This is a genomic window from Nonomuraea sp. 3N208, assembly GCF_052245935.1.
Lineage (GTDB): Bacteria > Actinomycetota > Actinomycetes > Streptosporangiales > Streptosporangiaceae > Nonomuraea.
Map to the genome: position 1 here is coordinate 163,648 of NZ_JBQQBR010000012.1, position 24,986 is coordinate 188,633.

At 68.4% G+C, this 24,986-nt stretch carries 22 protein-coding genes and 1 riboswitch; of the genes, 8 read left to right on the forward strand and 14 right to left on the reverse strand.

What is annotated here, in order from left to right; all coding sequences use genetic code 11:
* The first annotated feature begins 13 nt into the window (after window positions 1-13).
* Together radA and disA are read left to right on the forward strand one after the other, a co-directional pair.
* The gene (gene radA, locus ACTWPT_RS20055) at window positions 14-1,420 is read left to right on the forward strand and encodes a DNA repair protein RadA (protein ID WP_443178945.1); all 1,407 of its coding nucleotides are present in this window, start codon (window positions 14-16) and stop codon (window positions 1,418-1,420) included.
* A 41-nt stretch (window positions 1,421-1,461) separates the two neighbouring features.
* Window positions 1,462-2,538 carry a DNA integrity scanning diadenylate cyclase DisA gene (disA, locus tag ACTWPT_RS20060; protein ID WP_443178946.1) on the forward strand — a complete coding sequence of 359 codons (1,077 nt, stop codon included), beginning with the start codon at window positions 1,462-1,464 and terminating at the stop codon, window positions 2,536-2,538.
* Window positions 2,539-2,609: 71 nt separating this feature from the next.
* On the opposite strand, the gene ACTWPT_RS20065 is transcribed toward disA, so the two are convergent.
* A complete protein-coding gene (locus tag ACTWPT_RS20065) occupies window positions 2,610-3,284 on the reverse strand; it encodes a hypothetical protein (RefSeq protein WP_443178947.1) in 675 nt (224 codons plus the stop codon).
* A 195-nt stretch (window positions 3,285-3,479) separates the two neighbouring features.
* On the opposite strand from ACTWPT_RS20065, the gene ACTWPT_RS20070 reads away from it, so the two are divergent.
* Entirely contained in the window at window positions 3,480-4,238 is a 759-nt protein-coding gene (locus ACTWPT_RS20070; RefSeq protein ID WP_443179037.1) for an A/G-specific adenine glycosylase, read from the forward strand.
* A 210-nt stretch (window positions 4,239-4,448) separates the two neighbouring features.
* Here the strand turns inward: ACTWPT_RS20070 and ACTWPT_RS20075 are convergent, their stop codons facing one another.
* Window positions 4,449-4,826 carry a cupin domain-containing protein gene (locus ACTWPT_RS20075; RefSeq protein WP_443178948.1) on the reverse strand — a complete coding sequence of 126 codons (378 nt, stop codon included), beginning with the start codon at window positions 4,824-4,826 and terminating at the stop codon, window positions 4,449-4,451.
* 64 nt (window positions 4,827-4,890) lie between these two features.
* Between ACTWPT_RS20075 and ACTWPT_RS20080 the strand changes: the two genes are divergently transcribed.
* Entirely contained in the window at window positions 4,891-5,361 is a 471-nt protein-coding gene (locus ACTWPT_RS20080) for a MarR family winged helix-turn-helix transcriptional regulator (protein ID WP_443178949.1), read from the forward strand.
* 73 nt (window positions 5,362-5,434) lie between these two features.
* Here ACTWPT_RS20080 and ACTWPT_RS20085 read toward each other — a convergent pair whose 3' ends face one another.
* From ACTWPT_RS20085 to ACTWPT_RS20110, 6 genes are all read right to left on the reverse strand, one after another.
* Window positions 5,435-6,373 carry a TIM barrel protein gene (locus tag ACTWPT_RS20085; RefSeq protein WP_443178950.1) on the reverse strand — a complete coding sequence of 313 codons (939 nt, stop codon included), beginning with the start codon at window positions 6,371-6,373 and terminating at the stop codon, window positions 5,435-5,437.
* Window positions 6,374-7,250: 877 nt separating this feature from the next.
* Entirely contained in the window at window positions 7,251-9,752 is a 2,502-nt protein-coding gene (locus ACTWPT_RS20090; protein WP_443178951.1) for an ATP-dependent Clp protease ATP-binding subunit, read from the reverse strand.
* Window positions 9,753-10,724: 972 nt separating this feature from the next.
* Complete coding sequence (locus tag ACTWPT_RS20095) at window positions 10,725-11,057, reverse strand: histone-like nucleoid-structuring protein Lsr2 (protein WP_127937320.1); 333 nt, start codon at window positions 11,055-11,057, stop codon at window positions 10,725-10,727.
* Window positions 11,058-11,568: 511 nt separating this feature from the next.
* Window positions 11,569-12,057, reverse strand: a complete 489-nt coding sequence (locus tag ACTWPT_RS20100) for an RDD family protein (RefSeq protein WP_443178952.1) — start codon at window positions 12,055-12,057, stop codon at window positions 11,569-11,571.
* A gap of 111 nt (window positions 12,058-12,168) precedes the next feature.
* Entirely contained in the window at window positions 12,169-13,680 is a 1,512-nt protein-coding gene (locus tag ACTWPT_RS20105; protein WP_443178953.1) for an RDD family protein, read from the reverse strand.
* A gap of 98 nt (window positions 13,681-13,778) precedes the next feature.
* Window positions 13,779-14,336 carry an amino-acid N-acetyltransferase gene (locus tag ACTWPT_RS20110; protein WP_443178954.1) on the reverse strand — a complete coding sequence of 186 codons (558 nt, stop codon included), beginning with the start codon at window positions 14,334-14,336 and terminating at the stop codon, window positions 13,779-13,781.
* 277 nt (window positions 14,337-14,613) lie between these two features.
* A riboswitch (cyclic di-AMP (ydaO/yuaA leader) is annotated at window positions 14,614-14,764 on the forward strand.
* Window positions 14,765-14,859: 95 nt separating this feature from the next.
* On the opposite strand from ACTWPT_RS20110, the gene ACTWPT_RS20115 reads away from it, so the two are divergent.
* Entirely contained in the window at window positions 14,860-15,813 is a 954-nt protein-coding gene (locus tag ACTWPT_RS20115; RefSeq protein WP_443178955.1) for an NlpC/P60 family protein, read from the forward strand.
* 4 nt (window positions 15,814-15,817) lie between these two features.
* Here ACTWPT_RS20115 and ACTWPT_RS20120 read toward each other — a convergent pair whose 3' ends face one another.
* On the reverse strand, window positions 15,818-16,030 hold the full coding sequence (locus ACTWPT_RS20120) for a LuxR C-terminal-related transcriptional regulator (protein WP_043615366.1): 213 nt from the start codon (window positions 16,028-16,030) through the stop codon (window positions 15,818-15,820).
* A 185-nt stretch (window positions 16,031-16,215) separates the two neighbouring features.
* Between ACTWPT_RS20120 and ACTWPT_RS20125 the strand changes: the two genes are divergently transcribed.
* Complete coding sequence (locus tag ACTWPT_RS20125; protein WP_443178956.1) at window positions 16,216-17,412, forward strand: cytochrome P450; 1,197 nt, start codon at window positions 16,216-16,218, stop codon at window positions 17,410-17,412.
* Here the strand turns inward: ACTWPT_RS20125 and ACTWPT_RS20130 are convergent.
* Window positions 17,402-17,803, reverse strand: a complete 402-nt coding sequence (locus tag ACTWPT_RS20130; RefSeq protein ID WP_443178957.1) for a winged helix-turn-helix transcriptional regulator — start codon at window positions 17,801-17,803, stop codon at window positions 17,402-17,404. The two genes, ACTWPT_RS20125 and ACTWPT_RS20130, sit on opposite strands and share 11 nt — an antisense overlap.
* Window positions 17,804-17,882: 79 nt before the next feature.
* Here ACTWPT_RS20130 and ACTWPT_RS20135 point away from each other — a divergent pair, with 79 nt between their 5' ends.
* Window positions 17,883-18,818, forward strand: coding sequence for an NADP-dependent oxidoreductase (locus ACTWPT_RS20135; RefSeq protein ID WP_443178958.1), 936 nt, complete (start codon window positions 17,883-17,885; stop codon window positions 18,816-18,818).
* A 44-nt stretch (window positions 18,819-18,862) separates the two neighbouring features.
* On the opposite strand, the gene lysX is transcribed toward ACTWPT_RS20135, so the two are convergent.
* Window positions 18,863-20,344, reverse strand: a complete 1,482-nt coding sequence (lysX, locus tag ACTWPT_RS20140; protein WP_443178959.1) for a bifunctional lysylphosphatidylglycerol synthetase/lysine--tRNA ligase LysX — start codon at window positions 20,342-20,344, stop codon at window positions 18,863-18,865.
* A gap of 156 nt (window positions 20,345-20,500) precedes the next feature.
* Between lysX and ACTWPT_RS20145 the strand changes: the two genes are divergently transcribed.
* Entirely contained in the window at window positions 20,501-20,983 is a 483-nt protein-coding gene (locus ACTWPT_RS20145) for a hypothetical protein (RefSeq protein WP_443178960.1), read from the forward strand.
* Window positions 20,984-21,041: 58 nt separating this feature from the next.
* On the opposite strand, the gene ACTWPT_RS20150 is transcribed toward ACTWPT_RS20145, so the two are convergent.
* The 3 genes from ACTWPT_RS20150 to ACTWPT_RS20160 form a co-directional block, all read right to left on the reverse strand.
* Complete coding sequence (locus tag ACTWPT_RS20150) at window positions 21,042-21,824, reverse strand: type III pantothenate kinase (protein ID WP_443178961.1); 783 nt, start codon at window positions 21,822-21,824, stop codon at window positions 21,042-21,044.
* A gap of 3 nt (window positions 21,825-21,827) precedes the next feature.
* A complete protein-coding gene (locus tag ACTWPT_RS20155) occupies window positions 21,828-24,347 on the reverse strand; it encodes an L-aspartate oxidase (protein WP_443178962.1) in 2,520 nt (839 codons plus the stop codon).
* 77 nt (window positions 24,348-24,424) lie between these two features.
* Window positions 24,425-24,985, reverse strand: a complete 561-nt coding sequence (locus ACTWPT_RS20160) for a DUF6624 domain-containing protein (RefSeq protein WP_443178963.1) — start codon at window positions 24,983-24,985, stop codon at window positions 24,425-24,427.
* Window position 24,986 lies beyond the last annotated feature (1 nt).

Consider the following 24,986-nt stretch of genomic DNA (forward strand, 5'->3'; position numbering starts at 1 on the left):
TACCCTGCTCGGCATGGCCAAGTCTGCCCAGAAGCCCGGATACCGCTGCGCCGAATGCGGTTGGCGTACCACCAAATGGGTGGGGCGGTGCGGTGAGTGTCAGGCGTGGGGCACGGTCGACGAGGAAGGCGCGCGGGCCGGCGTCACCATCGTGCAGGGAGGCGCCACCACCGCGCCCGCCGTCCCGATCGGCCAGGTCAAGGCCGAGGTGGCGGCGGCCCGCACGACCGGTGTGGGCGAGCTCGACCGGGTGCTCGGCGGCGGCCTGGTGCCCGGCGCGGTCGTCCTGCTCGCGGGCGAGCCCGGCATCGGCAAGTCCACGCTCCTGCTGGAGGCCGCGGCCCGCATCGCCCAGCGCGAGACGGTCCTCTACGTGACGGGCGAGGAGTCTGCCGCCCAGGTCCGGCTGCGGGCCGACCGCATCGGCGCGATCCAGCCCAACCTCTACCTCGCCGCGGAGACCGAGCTGTCGGCCTTGGTGACGCACGTGGACAAGGTCCAGCCCACGCTCCTCGTCGTCGACTCGGTGCAGACGGTCGGCTCGGCCCAGGCGACCGGCGTGCCCGGCGGGGTGACGCAGGTGCGCGAGGTGGCCGCCAATCTCGTCCGCCTGGCCAAGGAGCGCAACATGGCCACGGTGCTCGTCGGCCACGTCACCAAGGACGGCTCGATCGCCGGGCCCCGCACGCTCGAGCACCTGGTCGACGTCGTGCTCAGCTTCGAGGGCGACCGCCACTCCAGGCTCCGCATGGTGCGCGCGATCAAAAACCGGTTCGGCCCCATCGACGAGGTCGGCTGCTTCGACCTGCACGAGCGCGGCATCGAAGGCATCACCGACCCGAGCGGCCTGTTCGTCTCCCGGCGCAGCGAGCCGGTGCCCGGCACCTGCGTCACGGTTACGGTCGAGGGCACCCGCCCGCTGCCCGCCGAGGTCCAGGCCCTTGTCGCGCGCACCGAGGCGCAGCAGCCCCGGCGCACCTCGTCCGGCCTCGACACCTACCGCGTGCAGATGATCCTCGCGGTCCTGGAGCGCCGGCTCAACGCCCGCCTCGGCGGCTGCGACGTGTTCACCGCGACCGTGGGCGGCATCAAGCTGGCCGACCCCGCCGTGGACCTGTCGGTCATGCTCGCGGTGGCCAGTGCCGCCGGTGACAAGCCGCTGCCTGCGGGATTGGTGGCCCTGGGCGAAGTGGGCCTGGCCGGTGAGCTGCGCCCCGTCAAGGACGTACGCAGGAGGTTGACCGAGGCGGCCAGGCTTGGCTTCAAACGCGCGCTCGTACCGGCCGGATCCCTGGAAGACGACGCTCGCCGGCGTAACGGGCAGCGTGCTCTGGTGCCTGTGGGGCCTGTGGCGTTCGCGCCCGGGTTTGAGGTGGTTCAGGCGGAGAACGTCTGGGACGCACTCACACACGTCACATAGCGCGGCTAAGCTGACGAGTGACCGATCGACACGGGGGTCAGGTGGATAGGAGTCTGGACGATCGCCGTCGCGAAGCCTTGGCCGCTGTGGCCCCGGGCACACCGTTGCGCGACGGCCTCGAGCGGATCCTGCGCGGGCAGACCGGCGGGTTGATCGTGCTGGGCTTCAACAGGGATGTCGAGGAGGTCTGCAGCGGCGGTTTCGAGCTCGACGTCGACTTCTCCGCCACGCGGCTGCGCGAGCTGGCCAAGATGGACGGCGCGATCGTGCTGAGCGACGACCACAAGATCGTACGCGCCGCCGTGCACCTCGTGCCCAACCCCGCCATCCCCACCGACGAGTCCGGCACCCGCCACCGCACCGCCCAGCGCGTCGCCAGGCAGACCGGGCTGCCCATCATCGCGATCAGCAAGTCGATGCGGATCATCGCGCTCTACCTCGACGGCATCCGTTACGTCCTGGAGGAGTCCGCGGCCATCCTCTCCAAGGCCAACCAGGCCCTGGCCACCCTAGAGCGCTACAAGCACCGCCTGGACGAGGTCTCCGGCACCCTGTCGGCCCTGGAGATCGAGGACCTGGTCACCGTCAGGGACGTCGCCGCCGTCGTCCAGCGCCTGGAAATGGTCCGCCGCATCTCGGACGAGATCAAGGGCTACGTGGTGGAGCTGGGCACCGACGGCCGCCTGCTGTCCCTTCAGCTCGACGAGCTCGTGGCGGGCGTGGACTCCGAACGCGAGCTGGTGATCCGCGACTACCTCCCCGCTCCCTCGACGCGCCGCCAGAAGCGCCTGGTGGACGCCATGCACGACCTGGACACGCTGGCGGGCAACGAGCTCTTGGACCTCTCGGCCGTCGCCCACGTCCTCGGCCACGGCGGTGCCGACAAGCTGGAGAGCCCGGTCAGCCCCCGCGGGTTCCGCCTGCTCGCCAAGGTCCCCCGCCTGCCAGCCACCGTGGTGGACCGCCTGGTCAACCACTTCGGCAGCCTGCAGAAGCTGCTGGCGGCCAGCATCGACGATCTGCAGGCCGTGGGCGGCGTCGGCGAGTCCCGTGCCCGCAGCGTCCGCGAGGGCCTGTCCCGCCTCGCCGAATCCTCCATCCTCGAACGCTACGTGTGACCGGGCTCGCGCTTCGTCTGACAGCGGCGTGCCGGTCGGCCGGTCAGGACCGCCTTGCCGGCTGCGACGATCTAGCGTAGATGGAAGACGCCCTTGGTGGTGCGGAGCTTGCCCAGACGGGCGGTGACCACGTAGGTGCCGGGCAGGGCGGCCGCCGGGGTGGAGCGGCAGTCGGCGCTGGAGCGGCGGCGGTCCCAGCTCAGCGACCGCACGTACGGCACCCCCCGCCGCAGCTGCTTGATGTCCGTCGCCACGCCGCTGACACAATCGGCCGTGGACCAGATGCGATCCGCGCCCGAGGTGACGCGGATCTCCATGGCCCGCGGTCCCACGTCGGCCGTGCACATCACGGGCCCCGTGTTCACCAGCGTGACCACAAAGCCGGGCTCGACGCCGGCTGCGTAGATCTGATCCTTGCCACCCTGGAGGCTGAGCACCAGGTCTTCCTCGGCACAGGGCTCACCGGGCCGTTTTGGGCGCGCGACGGGAGTCGGCGTGGTCGGGCTGGGGGTGGGTGACGGGCTGGCCGTGCCCATGGCGAGCGTACGCAGGCCTGCCAGCAGTGGATCGGCGGTGGGTGTAGCGCTCGGTGATGATTGGGCACTGGACGTGCGTTGTGGTCCGCTGCCTCCGCTGGAACACGCCCACGCCACCACGGCCACCACGACGAGCACCGCCACCAGCACGCTCATCCGCCGCCGCCAGTAGACGTCACCGCCGTCCCCACGCATCGTGTCCGGGTCCATACGCACAGCATGGTAATTCGGCGGCCACTTAGAGTGACGACACGCCGAAATCATTGATGGAGCCATACCCTTGACCGCGTGGCTGATCCGAAAACGTTGCACGGGGCTGTGCTCAATTGGTACGAGGACAACGCCAGGGACCTCCCGTGGCGGGCCGCCGGCGCGACACCGTGGGGGGTGCTGGTCAGCGAGATCATGCTCCAGCAGACCCCCGTGGTACGGGTTCTGCCTGTATGGCACGACTGGATGGCCCGCTGGCCCACGCCCAAGGATCTGGCCTCCGAGCAACCGGGCGAGGCCGTACGCCACTGGGGCAGGCTCGGCTACCCGCGCCGGGCGCTACGCCTGCACGCCTGCGCCAGGGCCATCACCGACGAGCACGGTGGCGAGGTGCCGGCCGACCACGCGACCCTGCTGTCCCTGCCCGGCATCGGCGAGTACACCGCCGCCGCGGTCGCCAGCTTCGCCTACGGCGGCCGGCACGCCGTCCTGGACACGAACGTCCGCCGGGTGTTCGCCAGGGCGGTACGCGCCGAGGAGTTCCCTCCCACGGCCACCTCGGTGGCCGAGCGGCGGCTGGCGGAGAGCCTGCTGCCCGAGCTGGGCGCCGCCCGCTGGGGTGTGGCGGTGATGGAGCTGGGCGCGCTGGTCTGCACGGCCAGGGCGCCACGCTGCGCGGACTGCCCGATCGCGCACGTCTGCGCGTGGCGCCTGGCCGGCAAGCCACCGCACGCCGGTCCTGCGCGCAAGGGGCAGACGTACGCGGGGACCGACCGCCAGTGCCGTGGCCGGCTGCTCGCGGTGTTGCGCGCCGCCCACGGCCCGGTCCCCAAGGAGGCGCTGGACGTGGTGTGGGACGACCCGGTGCAACGCGAGCGCGCCCTTGACGGCCTGATCGCGGACGGCCTGGCCGAGGCGCTCGAGGACGGCACCTACCGCCTCCCCCACGCCTGACCCGCGACCGCCCCGTCAGCGTCCGGCCCCGCACACCACCTCGGCGTCGAACGCGTGCACCGGCCCTTCCATGCCGGGCCTGGCGTCCACCCGCTACACGGCCTGCCCCGCCTGCCCCTGGGCCGGTGAGGTGAGCGTGGTCATGACGCCGTTGGACGTCTCGGTACGCCGGGAATCAGCGGACAGCACAACAGACATCGGAAAATCCTTTCACCCGATCCACGGTGGAACGCCCAGGTCGGCCCCGTCGGCGGACATGGCCCTGGCGCCGGCCGGGGCCGTGACGACGGCGGTGTATCCGGCGGCCGGATCGGCCAGCACCTGCCGCACCGTCCCGGCGGGCATGACGACGGTGTCGCCGGCGGCCACGGCGTACGTCTCACCGCCCAGCTCGACGGTCGCCGCACCCTCGATCCAGGTCCACACCTGCTCGACGTCGAAGTCGTGCACCGGCCCGACGGCTCCGGGACGGGCGTCGACGCGCCAGAGGGAGCGCTCGGCACCTCCCTGCGTCGGCGAGGCGAACGTCGTCATGACCCCGCTGGGCGTCTCCGATCGCCGCGCGTCGGCGGCGCGAATAACAGTCATCTCTTGGAACCCCTAAGATAGGAAACCACGTTGTCCATCGATATAGTTAACCAGGTTGTCTATCATGTCAAGCGAAACCCCGGGATTCGAACTGCCGCTACGCCTGCTGCTGGCGTTCCGAGCGCTCATCGACGAGCTCCACGAAGAGCTGTCCCGGCAGGGCCATCCGGACATACGCCCTATGCATGGATTCGTCATGCAGGCCATCGGCCCGAACGGCACTACGGCCGTCGAGCTGGGCCGTACGCTCGGCGTGTCCAAGCAGGCGGCCGGCAAGACCATCGACACGCTGGAGCGGATCGGCTACGTCGAACGCGCCACCGACCCGCACGACACGCGCCGCAAGATCGTGCGCCTCACTCCGTACGGGCTGGACGCGCTCGGCCGCTCGGCCCGCATCTTCGACGCCCTGCGCGCCCGCTGGGCCGGCGAGCTGGGCGAGGACCGCCTCCGGGCCCTGGAGTCCGACCTGCGCAAGCTCACCCCGGCCAACCCGTGGCGCCTGGACATGCCCGGCTGGTTCGGCACGCTCTGAAAAAGCTGAAGGCCCAGGCTCGCGAGGTTCGTACGAGCCCAGGCCCACTCAGGCGGCCAGCTGATATCCGGACTCAGGCCGCCAGCTGGAGGCCCAGACTGGTGAGGTTCGTACGGGCCCAGGCCAGCTCCTCGGCCAGCAGCGACACCAGCGCACCCGGCCCCTTGGCCCGCCCGGGAACGGCCAGGTTGTGCATCTCGACCTCGATGTGCGCGGTCCCGCTCACCGCGCCCGACAACATCGCCGTCAGCGTGTCGTGCAGCACCGCGCCGGTGTTCGTGGTATCGCCCGTATGGTTGTGTACGTGGCCCAGCTTGACGACAGGGGCCCCGGCCTCCGCCAGGCCCTTCAGCGCCGCCCCCGCCTCCTCGGCGCCGCAGGCGAGATGACAGGCGTCCAGGCACACGCCCAGGTGCTCGGAGTCGATCCCGCACACCCGCTCGAGCGCCTGCTCCGTGGTCTCCAGCACACATCCGGGCCACGGCTCGAACCCGACCCTGATCGTCTTTCCCGTGACGCTGTAGATGCCGCGCAGCTCGCGGGCGAGCCGCTCGAGGCGGCGGGTGGCGATCGAGTGCAGGTCGGCGGGCCAGTCGCGACGCCAGCCGATCGGAATCGTCGAGATGCTGCCGAACCGCACGTCTTCGGGCAGCAGGAAGGCCAGGATCTTGGCCAGCGCCATGGTGTAGCGGTATCGCTCCGGCTTGGCCCAGTCGGGGCCGGGGACCTCCTGGTTGCGGCCGCCGGTTCCGTTGAGACTCACGACCTCGAGGCCGCGCTCCTCCAAAGAGCGGCGCAGCCGTACGAGCTCGATGCGGTCGGCAGTGAGGTGGTCGGCGACGCTCGGCGAGAGCCACAGCCCGATGCCCATCCGCTCCACGCCCAGCCGCTTGCGCACCGGGACCGCGTAGCGGGTCAGGTGCGCGATCAGGTTCTCCAGATCCTCGGCAGGATGGACGCCTGCGTTATAGGCGAGGTGTACCAGCGTTCCGTCATCGTGACGCAGGCGCATCGGTTTCCTCCACGGCTTACTTGTGTGTTCCCGTCGCCCGCCCGGACGCGCGCGAACCTTGTCGAGCATGCCTGCTCTTGGGTGGCTCACGCGTCCGCCCTGAGTTGATTCCCGGCTACTCCCTCGGGAGCAGTCCCCAACCTAGGAACACGATCTTGTGGCTCACTTGGATGAGACTTGGTTAAGCTCTACGCAGTGTAGTACTACTCGTGGTGGTGGTATAGCCGCCCATCCAACAATTAGGCAACGACAAAGGTCACCCGCTTTGCCACCTTTGCCCCGATAGACGCATCTGTGCCCGCTCAACACGTGCCCCCAGAAGGCACCAGAGCACCATGCGGCCGCACATCGCTCAACTCTCCCCGTATGCGGCTTGACGCGGCCCACCATCCTCAGCGCCGCACATCCACCGCATTCCGCCCTACGCCCCACCTCTGCCGCAACGCACTCCACGCCTACGCCGAGCGCCACCCACTCCGCGCAGCACCACGCGCGCAACCGGCTCCGCGCCGCACAACGGATGCCGCCGTCAGCCCGCCACGGCACATCGCGCGCAGCACGTTCGGCACGGATCATCCACCGCCCGCTCAACACGGCGCAGCGCGCCCCGCACTGATCATCCACCCGGCCCGCTCAACACGTCGCATCTCGTCCGGCACATTCCGTGCAGCGCATCTCATCCGGCGCATCTCATCCGGCGCATCTCGTGCAGCGCATCTCGTGCAGCGCATCTCGTGCAGCGCATCTCGTGCAGCGCATCGTGCGGTGCGCTGCACGAGACAAGCACTGCCTAGTAGGGCCCAATGCATGGACCCCGCACGCGCGAAAGCCCCCGTGTGAGGACCACACGGGGGCTTGTCGTCGCGCGGAACGGCCGTCAGTGCTGGATCGGGGCCGCGATGGCAGCCGCCGAGTCCGGGACCTTCGAGATCGACTCGCCCCGGAAGGTGAACTTGGCGTTGTCGCCCTCACCCTCGACCGCAACCTTCACGACCTGCCCCGGCCGGAGCTCACCGTAAAGGATCTTCTCCGACAGGGAGTCCTCCAGCTCGCGCTGGATCGTACGCCGCAGCGGACGGGCGCCCATGACCGGGTCGTAACCACGGTCGGCCAGCAGCTGCTTGGCCTCGGGCGAGACGTCGAGCCCCATGTCGCGGTCCTTCAGCCGGGCGTCCACCATGGCGAGCATCAGATCCACGATCTTGATGATCTCGGCCGGCGTCAGCTGGTGGAAGACCACGATGTCGTCGACGCGGTTGAGGAACTCGGGCCGGAAGTGCTGCTTGAGCTCTTCCTGGACCTTCGACTTCATCCGGTCGTAGTTGGAGTCGGCGTCGTTGGACTTCGCGAACCCGACCCCGATGCCCTTGGAGATGTCCCGGGTGCCGAGGTTGGTGGTCATGATGATGACCGTGTTCTTGAAGTCCACCACGCGGCCCTGGGCGTCGGTCAGGCGACCGTCCTCCAGGATCTGCAGCAGCGAGTTGAAGATGTCGGGGTGGGCCTTCTCGATCTCGTCGAACAGGACCACGGAGAACGGCTTGCGCCGCACCTTCTCCGTGAGCTGGCCGCCCTCCTCGTAGCCGACGTAGCCGGGAGGCGAGCCGAACAGCCTGGAGACGGTGTGCTTCTCCATGAACTCCGACATGTCCAGGCTGATCAGTGCGTCCTCGTCACCGAAGAGGAACTCCGCCAGAGCCTTGGACAGCTCGGTCTTACCGACACCGGAGGGACCCGCGAAGATGAACGAGCCACCGGGACGGCGCGGGTCCTTCAGCCCGGCGCGGGTGCGCCGGATGGACCGCGACAGGCCCTTGATGGCGTCGTCCTGGCCGATGATCCGCTTGTGGAGCTCGTCCTCCATGCGGAGCAGGCGCTGCGACTCCTCCTCGGTCAGCTTGAAGACCGGGATGCCGGTGGCGGTAGCCAGGACCTCGGCGATGAGCTCCTGAGTGACCTCGGCCACGACGTCCATGTCGCCGGCCTTCCACTCCTTCTCCCGGCGCTCGCGCTTGAGCTGCAGCTGCTTCTCCTGGTCGCGGAGGGCAGCGGCCTTCTCGAAGTCCTGCGCGTCGATCGCGGACTCCTTGTCGCGGCGCACGTTGGCGATCTTCTCGTCGTACTCGCGCAGGTCCGGCGGAGCGGTCATCCTGCGGATGCGCATCCGGGAACCGGCCTCGTCGATGAGGTCGATCGCCTTGTCGGGCAGGTAGCGGTCGCTGATGTAGCGGTCGGCCAGCTGCGCCGCGGCCACCAGCGCGTCGTCGGTGATGGACACGCGGTGGTGCGCCTCGTAGCGGTCGCGCAGACCCTTCAGGATCTCGATCGTGTGGCTGAGCGAGGGCTCGGCCACCTGGATCGGCTGGAACCGGCGCTCCAGCGCGGCGTCCTTCTCGAGGTATTTACGGTATTCGTCGAGCGTGGTCGCGCCGATCGTCTGCAGCTCGCCGCGGGCCAGCATCGGCTTGAGGATGCTGGCGGCGTCGATCGCGCCCTCGGCGGCGCCCGCACCCACGAGCGTGTGCAGCTCGTCGATGAACAGGATGATGTCGCCGCGCGTGCGGATCTCCTTGAGCACCTTCTTCAGGCGCTCTTCGAAGTCACCGCGGTAGCGGGAGCCGGCGACCAGGGCGCCGAGGTCAAGCGTGTAGAGCTGCTTGTCCTTCAGCGTCTCGGGCACCTCGCCCCTGACGATCTTCTGCGACAGGCCCTCGACGACGGCGGTCTTGCCGACGCCGGGCTCGCCGATGAGAACGGGGTTGTTCTTGGTCCTCCGGGAGAGGACCTGCATGACCCGCTCGATCTCCTTCTCGCGGCCGATGACCGGATCCAGCTTGCCCTCGCGGGCAGCCTGTGTCAGGTTGCGGCCGAACTGGTCGAGCACCAGGGAAGTCGACGGCGCCGCCTCCTGCGGCCCGCCCGCCGCGGCCGGCTCCTTGCCCTGGTAGCCGTGAAGCAACTGGATGACCTGTTGCCTGACACGGTTGAGATCGGCTCCAAGCTTGACCAGCACCTGGGCGGCCACACCTTCACCCTCGCGGATGAGCCCGAGCAGGATGTGCTCGGTGCCGATGTAGTTGTGACCCAGCTGCAAAGCCTCACGGAGCGACAGCTCGAGGACCTTCTTGGCCCGCGGGGTGAAGGGAATGTGCCCCGACGGAGCCGACTGGCCCTGGCCGATGATCTCCTCGACCTGCTGGCGCACACCCTCAAGGCTGATGCCCAGGCTCTCCAGAGCCTTGGCGGCAACGCCCTCACCTTCGTGGATCAAACCAAGAAGAATGTGCTCAGTGCCGATGTAGTTGTGGTTGAGCATCCTGGCCTCTTCTTGGGCCAAGACGACAACACGCCTCGCTCGGTCGGTGAACCTCTCGAACATCTCGTCGCTCCTCACAGAGCGGTCAGTCAGGCCGGTAAATCCGGTCCCGTCCTCCCGCATGCTAGCCCTGGCTCGGCGAACCGTGCCCACTCGCCGCTGACACGCTCTATAGCAGACACGTTCCCCGAGAGCAGGGCGTTCACCCTCATCCAACTACTGTTCGGGGGTGACGTGTTCCCGATACGCCGCAAGCGAACGATGTTTAGGGTGCTTCACGTCCGCGACACTAAATTGCCGCCCGCGGCGTACACAGATCAACACGCATCGGCCACCAGGCGCTTCGGGCGCACCGCCGTCAGGCCGACCCACGCCCGCGCATCTCGGATGCCACGTCCGTATCTGTTACGCAATCATCCTATGTCCCCATGCAATGGTTGGCCAAGTGCGCGCACTACGCCCTGAACACGACACGGCACCTACCGCACTCTCATGAAAATCTTCATCCGGTCAGCCGGGTTACCAACCTCATCAGGCACGACTGTCCAAGTGGTCACGGCATTCGCGGCAGGATGCACATGGGGAGGCCCGGCATTGTGCGGCACATGACCTGGGGAGCGGGTTTTGCCCGGCCTCACACGCGCGCGAGTCGAGATCCTGGATTAGAGCCGGTCTCAGGTTTTACTCAACGGCGGCGGGTGGCTCGCATACCTCATTCAACGTACGTTCCGGCGGCGCGATCCCGGCAACACCGCTCCCCCATCCGCGAGTATCTCTCCCCTGGAACGGGCCACCGCGGGGAATCGCCATTCGGGCACACGGAGGGCGACACCATCACATATACGGGCACCCGCCGGTGAAACGGCGCCAGGCATGGTCCACAACACGCGGCCAAAACGCCCGTCATATGGGGGAGCTGGAGATCATCCTCTTGGCGTTCCGGCATTCGGAACACCCTAGAGACGATCATGCGCTTATGGCGGCCGCCGGGGTCCAAGGCGAACATCATAAGCGCATGGTCGTGAGTCGGCTCGGTCAGTGAGCCGCTTCGTACTTCTCGACGACCGTGGAGGCGATACGGCCTCGCTCGCTGACCGGGAGCCCGTGGGCCTTGGCCCACTGACGGATCTCGGAGCTCTTCTCGCGGCTCATCGCACGGCTCCCGCCACGGCCACGACGACGCGTGGACGCAGCACCTGCCCGGCGCGCGTTCTGCACGAAAGGCGTGAGCGCGTCCCTCAGCTTCTTGGCGTTAAGGTCGCTGAGGTCAATCTCATAGGAGGAGCCGTCAATAGCGAAGCTCACCGTCTCATTGGCCTCGCCCCCATCGAGGTCATCGATGAGAATCTCCTGGATCTGCTTGGCCATGTACGCAATCCTTTCGCGGGCATTGTTTCATTCGCCTGCCCAAACATATACCCGGAAAGGCGCTGAGACAATTCAGCGCAGCGGGGATTCGGCTGACTAGCCGATCAGTTCTGCTTGTCGGCCGGCTCCTGGCCGTTACGGTGGCGCCTGGGGCCCTCGGCGCGGACCAACTTCACTACGCCAAAGATGAAGGCTCCGCCGACCACGACCGGGGGGATGAGCGCCGACAATACGTCTGTTAGGGCTTCCATTCGTCCTCGCCTCCACGGCTAGCGGGGTTTCGGGGCGCTATATGAGTGCGTGCGCGGCCCGCAGGAGCGCGGCGGACCTCATGAGCGCAAGGCGACAACCGCCCGCACCCGACCATAGCGGCACACAGATGCCCTGCGTGCGGCAGGTGCGCCAACATCCGGCAACCCGGACGCCCCATAGCCTAATGCCAGTCTCTCCAGGCTCCTTACCGGATCAAGCGAAAATTTTGCGAAAAGGCATCGGTGCAGGCACGGAAGGCTCAGCGAAGATCTTTTACGACGCGCGTTCCTGCCAGCTTGTCATGCGGCCCGCGCTCCAGCGGCTTGTCGATCAGGATGAGCAGCCCGACGCCGAACAGCAGCATTCCGGCCAGTAGATTGACCACCGGAATGCCCATGAGCATGAGCGGCCCCGGATAGACCAGGGACCGTTTGAGCGCCGCTCCCGGCGCCAGCTTCGCCGGGGCCAGGCGAATCCGCATGATCGCCTTGCCGAACGTCCTGCCGCGCCTGGAATGGGCCTGCCAGTCGTAGCCGGCATAAGCCAGTCCGGCCCCGAACCACGCGCACACACCCGGCAGGCGGCCGCCGAACACCTCCAGCACCCCGACAGTCCGGAAGATGCCCCAGAGCGCAATGAACAGAATGTAATAGAAGACCCCGAAGACGAGCGCTTCAATCAGGCGGGCGGCGAGCCGTTCCCACCATTCCGCCGGCAGCGAGGCCGCCCACGGCGGCGTCCCGGCCATAACCTCCACCTCGCGTCGAGACTACGGGTCCCTCTCACATTCTGGTACGGCCCCGCGGACAAAACATAGGGGCCGGCGGGAAGCCGGCCCCTATGTTTACGTGAGGGAGGACTACTTGATCTTCACCACCACGGTGCGCGCGAACTTGTCCGCGAACGTCTGCTGCAGCGGCTTGTCCCACAGCATGGAGGCGCCGTTCAGGGCGCACAGAAGGGGGGCGAGCAGGGTTCCGAAGGGCAGCCAGTAGAGGATGTAGGCGCCCCACGTCCCGAGCGCGCGCTTGAGTGCCGCGTCGTTGGGGATGCCGCCCGGTGGCACCGGGCCGCCGACCTGGACGACCTTGATACCCATGATCATCTTGCCGACGGTCTGACCCTTCATCTTGTGCATGAAGAAGTCGTAGCCGACGTAGACGGCGGTCAGGACGACCGCCATCACGATGCCGACGACGAACGAGCCGACCAGGCCCGTGCTCGCCCCGGTGGTCGAGCTGTAGCTCGCGACCAGGAACAGCCCGAAGATGAAGGACACCAGGCCCATCACGATGCCGAAGATCACACCGTCGACGATCCTCGCCACCAGCCGCTGCCACCACTCCGCCAGCGGAGCCGGTGCGCCCGGAGGCTGCACGCCGACCGGCTGCTGCCCATAGGCCTGGCCGTAGCCCGGCTGGCCGTAGGCGGCCTGCTGCGGCTGCCCGTAGGCCTGGCCGTACTGCTGCTGGTCGCCGTACTGCTGCTGGCCGTACTGGGGCTGGGCGTAGCCTGGCTGGGACTGTGCCTGCTGGCCGTAGCCTTGCTGCTGGCCATAGCCCTGCTGCCCGTAACCCGGCTGCGCCTGCTGACCGTAGCCCTGCTGGCCGTAGTCGGGCTGGGACTGCGCCTGCTGGCCATAACCCTGCTGTTCGCCGTAGCCCGGCTGCGACTGCGCCTGCTGACCGTAGCCTTGCTGGCCGTAGTCGGGCTGGGACTGCGCCTGCTGACCGTAGCCTTGCTGGCCGTAGTCGGGCTGGGACTGCGCCTGCTGACCGTAGCCCTGCTGCCCGTAATCGGGCTGGGACTGCGCCTGCTGACCGTAGCCCGGCTGCGACTGGGGCTGCTGACCGTAGCCCTGCTGCTGGGCGCCGTACTGCCCGGAGGAGGGTTGCTGGCCGTAGCCCTGCTGCGCCTGCTGGCCGTAGTCCGGCTGGGACTGCGGCTGCTGGCCGTAACCGGGCTGCTGGCCGTAGCCCTGCTGCGCCTGCTGACCGTAGCTCTGCTGGCCGTAGTCAGGCTGGGACTGCGGCTGCTGACCATATTGTGGCTGCTGACCGTATTGCTGCTGCTGGCCGTAGCCCTGCTGCTGACCGTAGTCCTGCTGCTGGCCGTACTGGGGTTGCTGGCCGTGCTGCGGTTGCTGACCGTGCTGTGGCTGCTGGCCATAACCCTGTTGCTGGCCATAGCCCTGCTGGCCGTACTGGGGCTGCTGCCCATAGGCGTCGTCCGCCCGGTAGCCGACCACAGTGACGTCGGGGTCGGGCTCGCCGGGGTGGCGGCCCGCGTTCTGCTGCCCGTACTGGGGGTTGCCGGGCGCAGAATTCTCGCCAGATTCGTCCTGCGGATACGGCGGCTGTCCGGTGCTCACCGTGTCACCTCGCTTCGAGTGCGCATGTGGCACGTGTCAGGACACATGCCCTGTGCTGCCCAACGTATCGACATAGGTATCAACAATCACCTTTCCAGCTAGTCAAGGCCTGCGTCACCCGATGTCAGGTGGAGCAGCATGCGGGTGTTGCCCAAGGTGTTCGGCTTCACGTGCTCCAGGTCCAGAAACTCCGCGACACCCTCGTCGTACGAGGCCAGCAGTTCGGCGTAGACCTCGGGTGACACCGGCGTGCCCTGGATCGGGCGGAAGCCGTGCCGCGCGAAGAAGTCGACCTCAAAAGTGAGACAGAATACACGTCGCAGCCCCAAATCGTTCGCCTGCCGTATGAGCGCGGAGACGATCCGGTGGCCGATTCCCATGCCCCGACACTCGGGATCGACGGCCACCGTGCGAACCTCGGCGAGGTCCTCCCACAGGACGTGGAGCGCGCCACACCCGACGACCCGCCCGCCGAGCTCGGCCACCCAGAACTCCTGTACGTCCTCGTAGAGGGTCACCGTGGCCTTCTCCAGGAGCCGGGGACCGGCGCCCGCGTAAGTGTCGACCAGGCGCCTGATCCGCCGCACGTCGGGCGTGCGGGCACGCCGGACCACCACCGCGGTCTCCGGCGTCGTCAGTTCGGCCACCTGCTCCATGGCTCTCCAGAGTACAGATGTCATTACGGCTCGGCCCTAACTCCCACGTCTGGCCCCATCCTGTGACATGCCAGGAGCCACATGGGTCCCAGCCCGGCTACTTCTGGCGTTCGGCAGAAGTAATGACAAAGAGGACATAAAGTCTCTTCTGCACGGTTGATCACGAGATCACCTTGTGACCCGGCAGTTGTGAAACCTCTACAGATCGAGCAGTTCTGGTTGAGCACGAACCCGGAGTGCATTAGTGTCCAGCGACGACGTTCCCCGCGTGTCGCGCGCGGGGGACACGCCAAATTCTCGCATGGGAAGCCGGGGACCCACCGGTGGCGAGCTCCGCACGCCACCACTGGGGTGAATCCGAGTTCTTCGGTAGGGCTGCTCCGGCCCGAACCCGTCAGCTAACCCGGTAGGCGTCAATGAGAGGAGCTGGTTGGTGAAGCGCACGCTGAGCCGTGGGGGGAAGTCGGCGGGCAGGCATGCCCGCCCTCCGGAACGGGCCCGGCTCTCACGCCGCCTCGGCGTGATGAGCATCACATTGGCCGCGCTCCTGATCGCCATCCCCGTCGCCGCTCCAGCGTCCGCGGACCCGAAGCCCTCACTCAAGGAGCTTTCCGAGCAGGTCGAGAAGCTGCATGTCGAGATCGAGACGCTGACGGAGCAGTACAACGGCCAGCGGGAGAAGTACAAGGTCGCACAGAAGGCCGCCGACGCCGCTCAGAAGACGCTGGCGGACAGCGAGGCCGACCTCGCCGCCAAGCGGGCCAAAGCCGCCATGCTCGCCCAGAACGCCTACATCACCGGCGGTCTGAGCAAGGCGCTGGCGTTCACGGCCTCCACCGACCCTGAGAAGTTCCTCGACCAGGCCGCGACCACGTACGCGCTGGAGCAGCAGCAGGGCGAGCAGGTCAACCAGCTTGCCAAGGCCATGGACGCCGCCACCCGCGCCAGGGCGGGCGCCAAGACCCGCATGGAGGACCTGCAGAAGATCGTCGCGGACCTCGACAGCAAGCGCGACAAGATCACCAAACTGGTGGCCAAGGCCGAGAGCAACCTGTTCAGGCGGGCCATGGGCGAGGCCGGCCGGGCCGGCTCCCGCGTACGCATCAACCTGCCGATCCCCGGCAACGGCAAGGCCGCCCAGGCGGCCAGGTGGGCGCTCACGCAGCAGCTCAAGCCGTACGTCTGGGGCGCCGAAGGCCCCAACTCCTACGACTGCTCCGGCCTGGTGATGGCGGCCTTCCAGCGGGTGGGCATCTCGCTGCCGCACTACACCGGCGACCAGTGGACCGCGGGCCGGCACATCGACAAGTCCGAACTACGCGCGGGCGACCTCGTGTTCTTCTACAGCGACCTGCACCACGTCGGCATCTATCTGGGCGGGGGCATGATGGTGCACGCCCCGCGAACCGGTGATGTCGTGCACATCGCATCGATCGCGAACCGGCCGTACGCCGGCGCGGTGCGCATCGCCGACTAGTTCGTCAGATCAGCTGTCGTCGCGCTGCCCAGGCCACGGCCTCGATGGCCGTGGCCACGCCGATGCGGTCGCAGATGCCCCGTAACCGCCGGCGTACTGTCCGCCCACTGATATCCAGACGTCTCCCCACGCGATCTACCGTGACCCCCTTGGCCAGCTCCGCCAGCAACGCCAGATCCGCGTGGCTCAGCTCAACGCCTTCAGTGAGCACATCCATCGGGAGCCCTCCCCCCCAACAGCAGAACTCGGACCTCACAACGGGCCAAAGCCGCTCGTCTCGCAGACGGTAAACGCATCCTGGAAAGGTCGTCAAGCGCAAGAATCTTCGCACTTGACGGGCACTATTGACATGATCCGTTATATGTGACGTACTCGCCATACGGCGACGAGACCGTCGGCACGATGAGCGAACTCATAGAGCGGTCCAACGGGCCCGGCCCGGGACCGATGGGCCCGGCCGACGTCTTGGGTTTTGATCCGAACGATCCGGACTTTCTGCGCGAGCCATACGCGCGCTACCGCGAGATGAGCGCTCGCGGGGCGATCTTCCGTACCCGCGCGGGACTGATCGTCGCCACCACCCACGAGTTGTGCGGAGCGATGCTCCGCGACCCCCGCTTCGGCCACGGCTCCGACCCCCCGTACGGAAGAGACCCAGGTCAGCCCGTTGAATCGTTCCTCTGGATGGACCCGCCCGACCACACCAGGTTGCGTGCTCTGGTCAGCAAGGCGTTCACGCCGCGCATGGTCGAACGGCTCCGCCCCCGCATCGAGGCGATCACCGCCGAGCTGATCGGCGCTTTGCCGGAGGAGGCGGACCTGGTTTCCGGTTTCGCCTACCCGCTGCCCGTCCTGGTCATCACCGAGATGTTGGGGGTGCCTCCGGAGGACCGTGAACGTTTCAGCGGCTGGAGCGAAATATTGGCTCGCAGCCTTGACCCGATGCTTACAGACGAGCTCGTATCGGAAACCGGCCGGGCCAGAAGAGAGTTTCGCGACTACTTCCGCGACCTCATTGCGATCAGGCGGGCGCAGCCGGGCGAGGACCTCCTGAGCGCACTGGCCCGGGTCGAGGAGCTCACCGAGCCCGAGTTGCTGGCGACCTGCGTACTGCTGCTCGTGGCCGGGCACGAGACGACCGTCAACCTCATCGCCAACGGGATTCTCCACCTGACCGGGCGTGGGCTGCTGCGGCACGCCGCCGAGCAGCCCAGGCAAGTGGTCGAGGAGGTGCTGAGGTACGACCCGCCGGTCCAGCTCACCTCCAGGATCGCGCTGGAGGACGCGGAGCTGGGCGGCGCGCCGGTGCCCAAGGGCGCGCTCGTGCTCGGAGTGATAGGCGCGGCCAATCGCGACCCGGCGGTCTTCCCCGATCCCGATCGGTTCGACGTGACCCGTGATCCCGGGCGGCACCTCGCGTTCGGGCTCGGGATTCACTTCTGCCTCGGGGCGACGCTGGCCAGGTTGGAAGGCGAGATCGCGCTCGCCGCTCTGGCCCGTGCGGCGCCCGGGCTGGAGCTGACCGACCCGGCGCCGCCGTACAAGTCGAATCTGGTGTTGAGAGGGCTGGAGTCCCTTCCGGCGCGGCTCAGGCGTTGACGGCGTCGTAGTGCCCCCTGGCCCGCTCGACGTCCTCGATGTGCGCCTCGGCCCAGCCTTTGATCGCGGCCACCAGCGGCATGAGGCTCTCGCCCAGCGGGGTGAGCTCGTAGTCGACGCGTACCGGCACCGACGGTGTGAGCGTGCGAGTGACCAGGCCATCACGTTCCAGGCCGCGCAGGGTCTGGGTGAGCATCTTCTGGCTGACGCCCGCGATGCGCCTGGCCAGGTCACTGTAGCGGCGCGGCCCAGCCTCCAGCGCCGTGAGCACCAGCGTGACCCATTTGTCGCTGAGGCGGTCGAGCAGCCTTCTCGAGGGGCACTGGGAGAAGTACGCGTCGAACGCCTGCCGGGCCTCTTCACGCCGCTCCGCGGCCGTCTTCGTGGCCATCCGTTCGCTCCTCCCAGTGGGTTACGCACTTACAGGTGCCTACTTACCACAAGAGAGTAACCCTTTCTAGGGTCGCAACATGACTTCGACGACTATGCGTGCACTCATCGGCGGTTCCGGCGCTCCCCGGCTGGTGGAGGTCCCGGTGCCGCAGGCAGGACCAAGGCAGGTGCGGATCAGGGTGGCGGCGGCGGGGGTGAACCCGTTCGACCTCGCGGTGGCGGCCGGGACGCTCGCCGACTATGGCGTGGCGCGGCGCCTGGACTCGTACGGTCTCGGCTTCGACGTCGCAGGAACCGTCGACCAGGTAGGCGACGGGGCGGGCTTCCTGGTGGGCGAGGAGGTGATCGGCCTCGCCGCCCGGCTGGAGCTGCCCGTGAAGGCGCAGGCCGAGTACGTGGTGCTCGACGCGGAGGCGGTGGCGCGGGCGCCGCGCGGGTTCACCGCCGCGCAGGCGGCCACCATCCCGCTCAACTCGCTGACCGCCTGGCAGGCCCTGGACCGGGCCGGAGCCCGGCCTGGGCGGACGCTGCTGGTCACGGGGGCGGCCGGGGCTGTGGGGGGTTATCTGGTGGAGCTGGCGGCGCTGCGAGGCGTCCGGGTGGTTGCTCTGGCCGGTGCCGGGGACGAGGAGCTCGTACGAGGCCTGGGGGCCGAATGGTTCGTGGCGCGTGGCGAGGACGTGGCCTCCGCGGTACGGGCGCACGTGCCCGGCGGTGTGGACGCCGTCGTGGACGCGGCCGTGCTGGGCCTGGCCGCACTGGACGCGGTCCGTGACGGCGGGACCTTCGTGGCGCTCACGGCCGGAGTCGCGCCGGTCGGGCTGCGCGGGATCGACGTGGGCACCATGTTCTTCCGTGCCGATGCGGCTCAGCTCGGTGAGGTGGTGCGGCTGGTGGAGGCCGGTCGGCTGACGTTGCGGGTGGCGGAGGAGTATCCGCTGGAGAAGGCGGCCGACGCCCACGCCAGGCTGGCCGCGGGCGGGATTCGCGGCCGCCTCGTTCTCATTCCTTGAGCCCCGGCGGGCGCGCGGGTCCTGCCGCGCGCCCGTGCCTGGTCTCAGCGGGTGGGCTTGACCAGCGGGAACAGGATCGTCTCGCGGATGTTCTTACCGGTGAATGCCATGATCATCCGATCAATGCCGGCGCCCATGCCACCGGTCGGCGGCATCGCGTATTCCAGCGCCTGCAGGAAGTCCTCGTCGAGCTGCATGGCCTCCGGGTCGCCGCCGGCGGCCAGCAGGGACTGCTCCATCAGGCGGTGGCGCTGGTCGATCGGGTCGTTGAGCTCCGAGTAGGCCGTGCCCAGCTCGGTGCCGAAGCCGATCAGGTCCCACTTCTCCGTCAGCAGCGGGTTGTCCCGGTGCAGGCGGGCCAGCGGCGAGGTCTCCAGCGGATAGTCCATGACGAACGTGGGCTGGACGAGCGTGTGCTCGACCAGCGCCTCGAAGAGCTCCTGCACGATCTTGCCCGAGCCCCACTTCGGGTCCCAGTGGACCTCGCGCCGGTCGGCGATCTTGCGGAGCTCCTCCAGCGTGGTGGAGGTGGTGATCTCCTCGCCCACGGCCTCCGACACCGCGCCGTACAGCGTGATGCGCGGCCACTGGGCGAGGCCGAGGTCCACCTCGACGCCGTCGTGCACGACCACGGACGTGTCCAGGGCGGCCACGACGGCCTTCTGGTACATCCGTTGCGTCAGGTCCGCCATGTCGTTGTAGTCGAGGTAGGTGCCATATGCCTCGACCATGGTGAACTCGGGGTTGTGCGTGGAGTCCGCGCCTTCGTTGCGGAAGTTGCGGTTGACCTCGAAGACCTTCTCGATGCCGCCGACCACCAACCGCTTGAGGTAGAGCTCGATCGCGATGCGGAGGTAGAGCTCCATGTCGTAGGCGTTGATGTGGGTCTTGAAGGGCCGGGCCGTCGCGCCGCCGTGGATGGGCTGCAGCATCGGCGTCTCGACCTCGAGGTAGCCCTCCTCGTGCCAGAAGTCGCGCACCGCGCGCACGGTGGCGCTGCGGATGCGGGCCATCTGCCTGGCCTCGTCGTTGACGATGAGGTCGACGTAGCGCTGCCGGACGCGGGCCTCGGGGTCGGTGAGGCCGACGTGCTTCTCCGGCAGGGGGCGCAGGCACTTGGCGGTGATCTGCCAGCTCTCCGCCAGGATGGACAGCTCGCCCCGGCGCGAGGTGATGACCTCGCCGATCACACCGACGTGGTCGCCCAGGTCGACGTCGCGCTTCCAGCGTGCCAGCGACTCCTCGCCCACCCTGTCCAGCGAGATCATGACCTGCAGGTCGGCCTCGCCGTCCCTGAGCGTGGCGAAGCAGAGCTTGCCGCCCACGCGGCTGAGCATGACGCGGCCCACGACCGCGACCGTGTCACCGGTGGCGGCGTCGGGCTCCAGGCCCTGGTATTTCTCCCTGACCTCGGCGTTCGTCGCCGTACGGGGGAAATTCACCGGGTAAGGGTCGACGCCCTCGTTGCGAAGGCGGTCGAGCTTCTCCCTCCGGATCCGCATCTGCTCGGGAAGTTCGTCGCTCACAACAACAAAGCGTAGGGGATATGGCGAACTGCAAGGACTCGTCGGTCCCCTGCAGGGAGCACGCAGGAACGCTGCAAGAGGCATCTTCTATCAATGACTCACGAGCTCAGGGGGGAGCCGGCAGGGAGCCGGCCCAAGGGAGCTCAAGGAGAGAAGATGTTGAAGAAGATCGCGACAGGCGCCCTCGCCATCGCCGCCACCACGGCCGTTGCCCTGTCGCTTCCGGCCGCCGCCTCCGCCAGCACTTCGCCCGACTATGACGACTACTCGGAGTACTGGGGCCCGGTCTACTCCAAGCACGGCCTGGCCAAGGCCCACGGCAAGGTCGCCGTGAACTGGGACCACGACGGGGAGTCGAACGAGGTCCACGTCTACGGCAAGCTCTTCGACCTGGACAACCGTACCTACAACGAAGGCGGCAAGTGCGCGTTCGTGAAGTTCGAGACCAGCGACTTCGACCACGACTGGTCCCCGGCCTACTCGAAGAAGTACTGCGGCTTCCCCGGCTACAAGAAGTTCCACTTCCAGGACCACGACGTCTACAGCCTGCGCGCGAAGGTCTGCCAGATCGGCGTGCACAGCAGCTACCCGACGAAGTGCGGCCCCTGGCAGTACATCTACACCGCCGAGAGCGAGTAATCCTGACGCGGTCATATACGCAAGCGGCCCTCTTACCCCGAGCGGGAGGGCCGCTTGTCTATGTTGCGTTCCTGTTGTAGATCAAGCGCAGGCCGATGAGGGTCAGCCACGGTTCGTGCACGTCTATCGAGCGTGACTCGCCCACCACCAGCGCGGCGTGCCCGCCGGTGGCCACTACGGTCACCTCGTCGGGGTCGTCGGCCAGCTCGGCCGCCATGCGCTCGACGATGCCGTCCACCTGACCCGCGAAGCCGTAGATGATGCCGGCCTGCAGGGCCTCCACCGTGTTCTTGGCGATCACCGAGCGCGGCCTGACGAGCTCCACCTTGTGCAGCTGCGCCCCGGCCGCGGCCAGCGCGTCCACCGAGATCTCGATGCCGGGAGCGGTGACGGCGCCGACGTATTCACCCTTGGCCGACACCGCGTCGAACGAGGTCGCGGTGCCGAAGTCGACGACGATGCACGGGCCGCCGTACTGGTCGATGGCCGCCAACGAGTTGACGATGCGGTCGCTGCCGACCTCCTTGGGGTTGTCCATGCGTACGGGCACCCCGGTGCGGATGCCCGGCTCCACGATCACCGCGTTGACGTCGCCGTAGTAGCGGCGGCACATCTCACGCATCTCGTTGAGCACGCTCGGCACCGTGGAGCAGATGGCGATGCCGTCGATGTCGGCCCCCTTGAGCAGTGGCGACTGCGCCAGCAGCCCTTGGAGCACGACCGCGATCTCGTCGGCGGTGCGACGGGCGTCGGTGGCCAGCCGCCAATGCTCGATGACGTCCTCGCCCTCGAACAACCCCAACACCGTGTGCGTGTTGCCGACGTCGATCGTGAGCAGCATCAATTACCCCCGCAGATCCAGTGCGATGTCCAGGGCCGGCGCCGAGTGCGTAAGCGCTCCCACCGCCAAATAGTCAACGCCAGTTTCGGCCACCACGCGGGCCGATTCCAAGGTCAATCCCCCGCTGGCTTCAACGGCAACCCTGTTTATCGCCCGATTTTTCACGACTTGTACGGCGCGAGCGGTGTCCTCGATCGTGAAGTTGTCGAGCAGGATCTCCTCGGCCCCCTCGTCCAGCACGGCCTCCAACTGGTCCAGCCGGTCGATCTCCACCTCGATGGGCAGGTCGGGGTACCGCTCCCTGACCGCTCTGAAGGCCTCGGCCACGCCGCCCGCCGCCACCACGTGGTTGTCCTTGATCAGGGCGGCGTCCGACAACGACATCCGGTGGTTGACGCCGCCGCCGCAGCGCACCGCGTACTTCTCCAGTGCCCGCAGCCCGGGCAGCGTCTTGCGGCTGTCGCGCACCCGCGCCGCCGTGCCACTGATCGCCTCGACCCACCTACCGGTCAGCGTGGCCACCCCGGACAGGTGCGTGAGCAGGTTGAGGGCGGTCCGCTCGGCCGTCAGCAGGGCCCGCGTCGGGCCCTCGACGGTCATCAGCACGTCGCCCGCCCTGACCCGTTCTCCGTCCTTGGCCCTCCGCTCGGTACGCCCCGCGCCCAGCCGTACGAACACCGCCTCCGCCACGGCCAGCCCCGCCACGACACCGTCCTTGCGCGCCACCACATCGGCCGTCGAACGCTGCCCAGCCGGGATGGTGGCCAGGCTCGTCACGTCGCCGACCTCCTGCAGGTCCTCCTCGAGCGCCCGGTCGATCAGCGCGTCCACCTCGGCCGGGTCGAGCCCGGCGGCGGTGAGCTCCTGCGTCAGGCGTGCGGGGATCCCATGGGGCGTGTACGTCATGCGAGGGCCTTCCTCGGTCAGGGTCACATCCAGGTGTCCCAGCCATTCGTCGTCGTCGCGAGTGTCATGGTCCTCGCGCCAGTGTGAGCCACGCGTCTCCAGCCTGGCCGCCGCCGCGCCGGTGAGCACGGTGGCGACGGTCAGCAGGTTCGTGACCTCCCATGACTCGGTGCAGGCCGGCACCTCGACGGGGGTCCAGCGGGCGTCACGCAGCGCCGTGGCCGTGGCCAGCAGTGATTCGCGGCTGCGCAACACGCTCGCCCCGGTGCTCATGTGGGCCTGGACCCTCGCCCTGATCCTGGGATCGGCCAGCCCGGGCGCAGTCTGGCTCGCGACCGGGTCGCCCGGCGCCGGGCGTGCCTGGTGGATGTCCTCCGCGATGCGCTCGGCGAAGACCAGCCCTTCGAGCAGGGAGTTGGAGGCCAGCCGGTTCGCGCCGTGCACGCCGGTGCAGGCGACCTCGCCGCACGCGTACAGGCCCGCGATCGAGGTACGCCCGCGCAGGTCCGTACGGACGCCACCGCTGGCGTAATGGGCGGCCGGGGCCACCGGGATGAGCTCGGCGGCCGGGTCGATGCCGTGCTCGCGGCAGACCGCGTAGATCGTCGGGAACCGGGTCTCCCACTTATCCCTGCCGAAGTGGCGGCCGTCGAGGTAGACGTGGTCGCGGCCGGTCGCGCGCATCGTCCGCATGATCGCCTTGGCCACGACGTCGCGCGGCGCCAGGTCGGCCAGCTCGTGCACGCCCTGCATGAACCGGTTGCCGTCATGGTCGATCAGCACCGCGCCCTCGCCCCTGACCGCCTCGGAGATCAGCGGCTGCTGGCCCGTCGAGCCCTCCCCGAGCCAGAGCACGGTCGGGTGGAACTGGACGAACTCGATGTCACGCACCACGGCTCCGGCACGCAGCGCGAGCGCGACCCCGTCGCCTGTCGAGACCATGGGGTTGGTGGTGGCGGCGTACACCTGGCCCATGCCGCCGGTCGCCAGCACGACCGCCCTGGCCAGCACCGCGCCGACGCCGTCACGCGCACCCTCGCCCATGACGTGCAGCGTCACGCCCCTGGTCCGACCCCGGGAGTCCTTGAGCAGGTCGAGCACCAGCGCGTGCTCGATCACCTCGATCGAGGCGGCACGCACCGCCTCGACGAGCGCCCGCTGCACCTCGGCGCCCGTGGCGTCGCCGCCGGCGTGCACGATCCTGCGCCGCCGGTGCCCGCCTTCCCTGGTGAGCTGGAGCCTCCCGTCGGGAGTGCGGTCGAAGTTGGCGCCACGTGCCATCAGCCGCCGCAGCGCGGCGGGGCCCTCGGTCACCAGCGTCCGCACCGCCTTCACATCGCACAGGCCGACCCCGGCGAGCAGCGTGTCGTTCAGGTGCTCCTCGGGCGTGTCGCGTGGGTCGAGCACGGCCGCGATGCCGCCCTGGGCCCAGCGCGTGGAGCCCGACGACAACACGTCCTTGGTGACGACCATGACCTTGGCGGTCGGGTCCAGCTCGGCATAGTGCAGTGCCACGGTCAGGCCCGCGATGCCGGAGCCCACGACGACCACGTCGGCCTCGGCGGTCCAGCCGGGCGCGGGAGCGGTCAGCCGCAGGGGAATCGCCGGTGCGCTCATTCGGGGTCTCCTCCACTGAGGCGATTTCGTCAATATGACGATAACGCCCGGGGTGGCGTGCGCATGCCCCGGGGTGCTCAGCCGCCCTCGGTCCTGCCCATGCCGTCGACCTTCCCGACGCCCTCGGATTTCCCGATGCCCTCGGATTTCCTGATGAACGCCTCGTACTCGGCGAACGGCTCCAGCCCCACGGCCGCGCGGCGCTCGTCGAGCAGCTCGGGTTCCTCGATCGGCATGGGCTCCAGGCCGTCCACGCCGTCATGGAACTGGGTCCCGTACAGCTGGGGGCGGCCGGAGCGCACGCGCACCCGGTCCTCCAGGTACGCCAGATCGCGCGGCGACGCCTCATCCCGCTCCACGGCGTCGGCCAAGACCTCGCGGAAGAAGCGCTGTGCCTCCAATGAGGTGGCGTGCTGCGCCAGCAGCCAGGCCGCCCGCGCGGCCCGCTCCCCGACCTGCGAGACCAGCGGCCAGCCGCGGGTGGCGACCACGGAGTAGAGCCAGGCGGTGTTGCCCTCGTCGAGCTTCTGGAGCCGGGTCAGCTGCCGGCCGCTGGGAAATCCCTTGGCCGGGTCGCGCATGGCCTGGTCGACCTTCATCCGCCGGAGCAGCTCGTCCCGTAACTCCTCGTCGGTCATG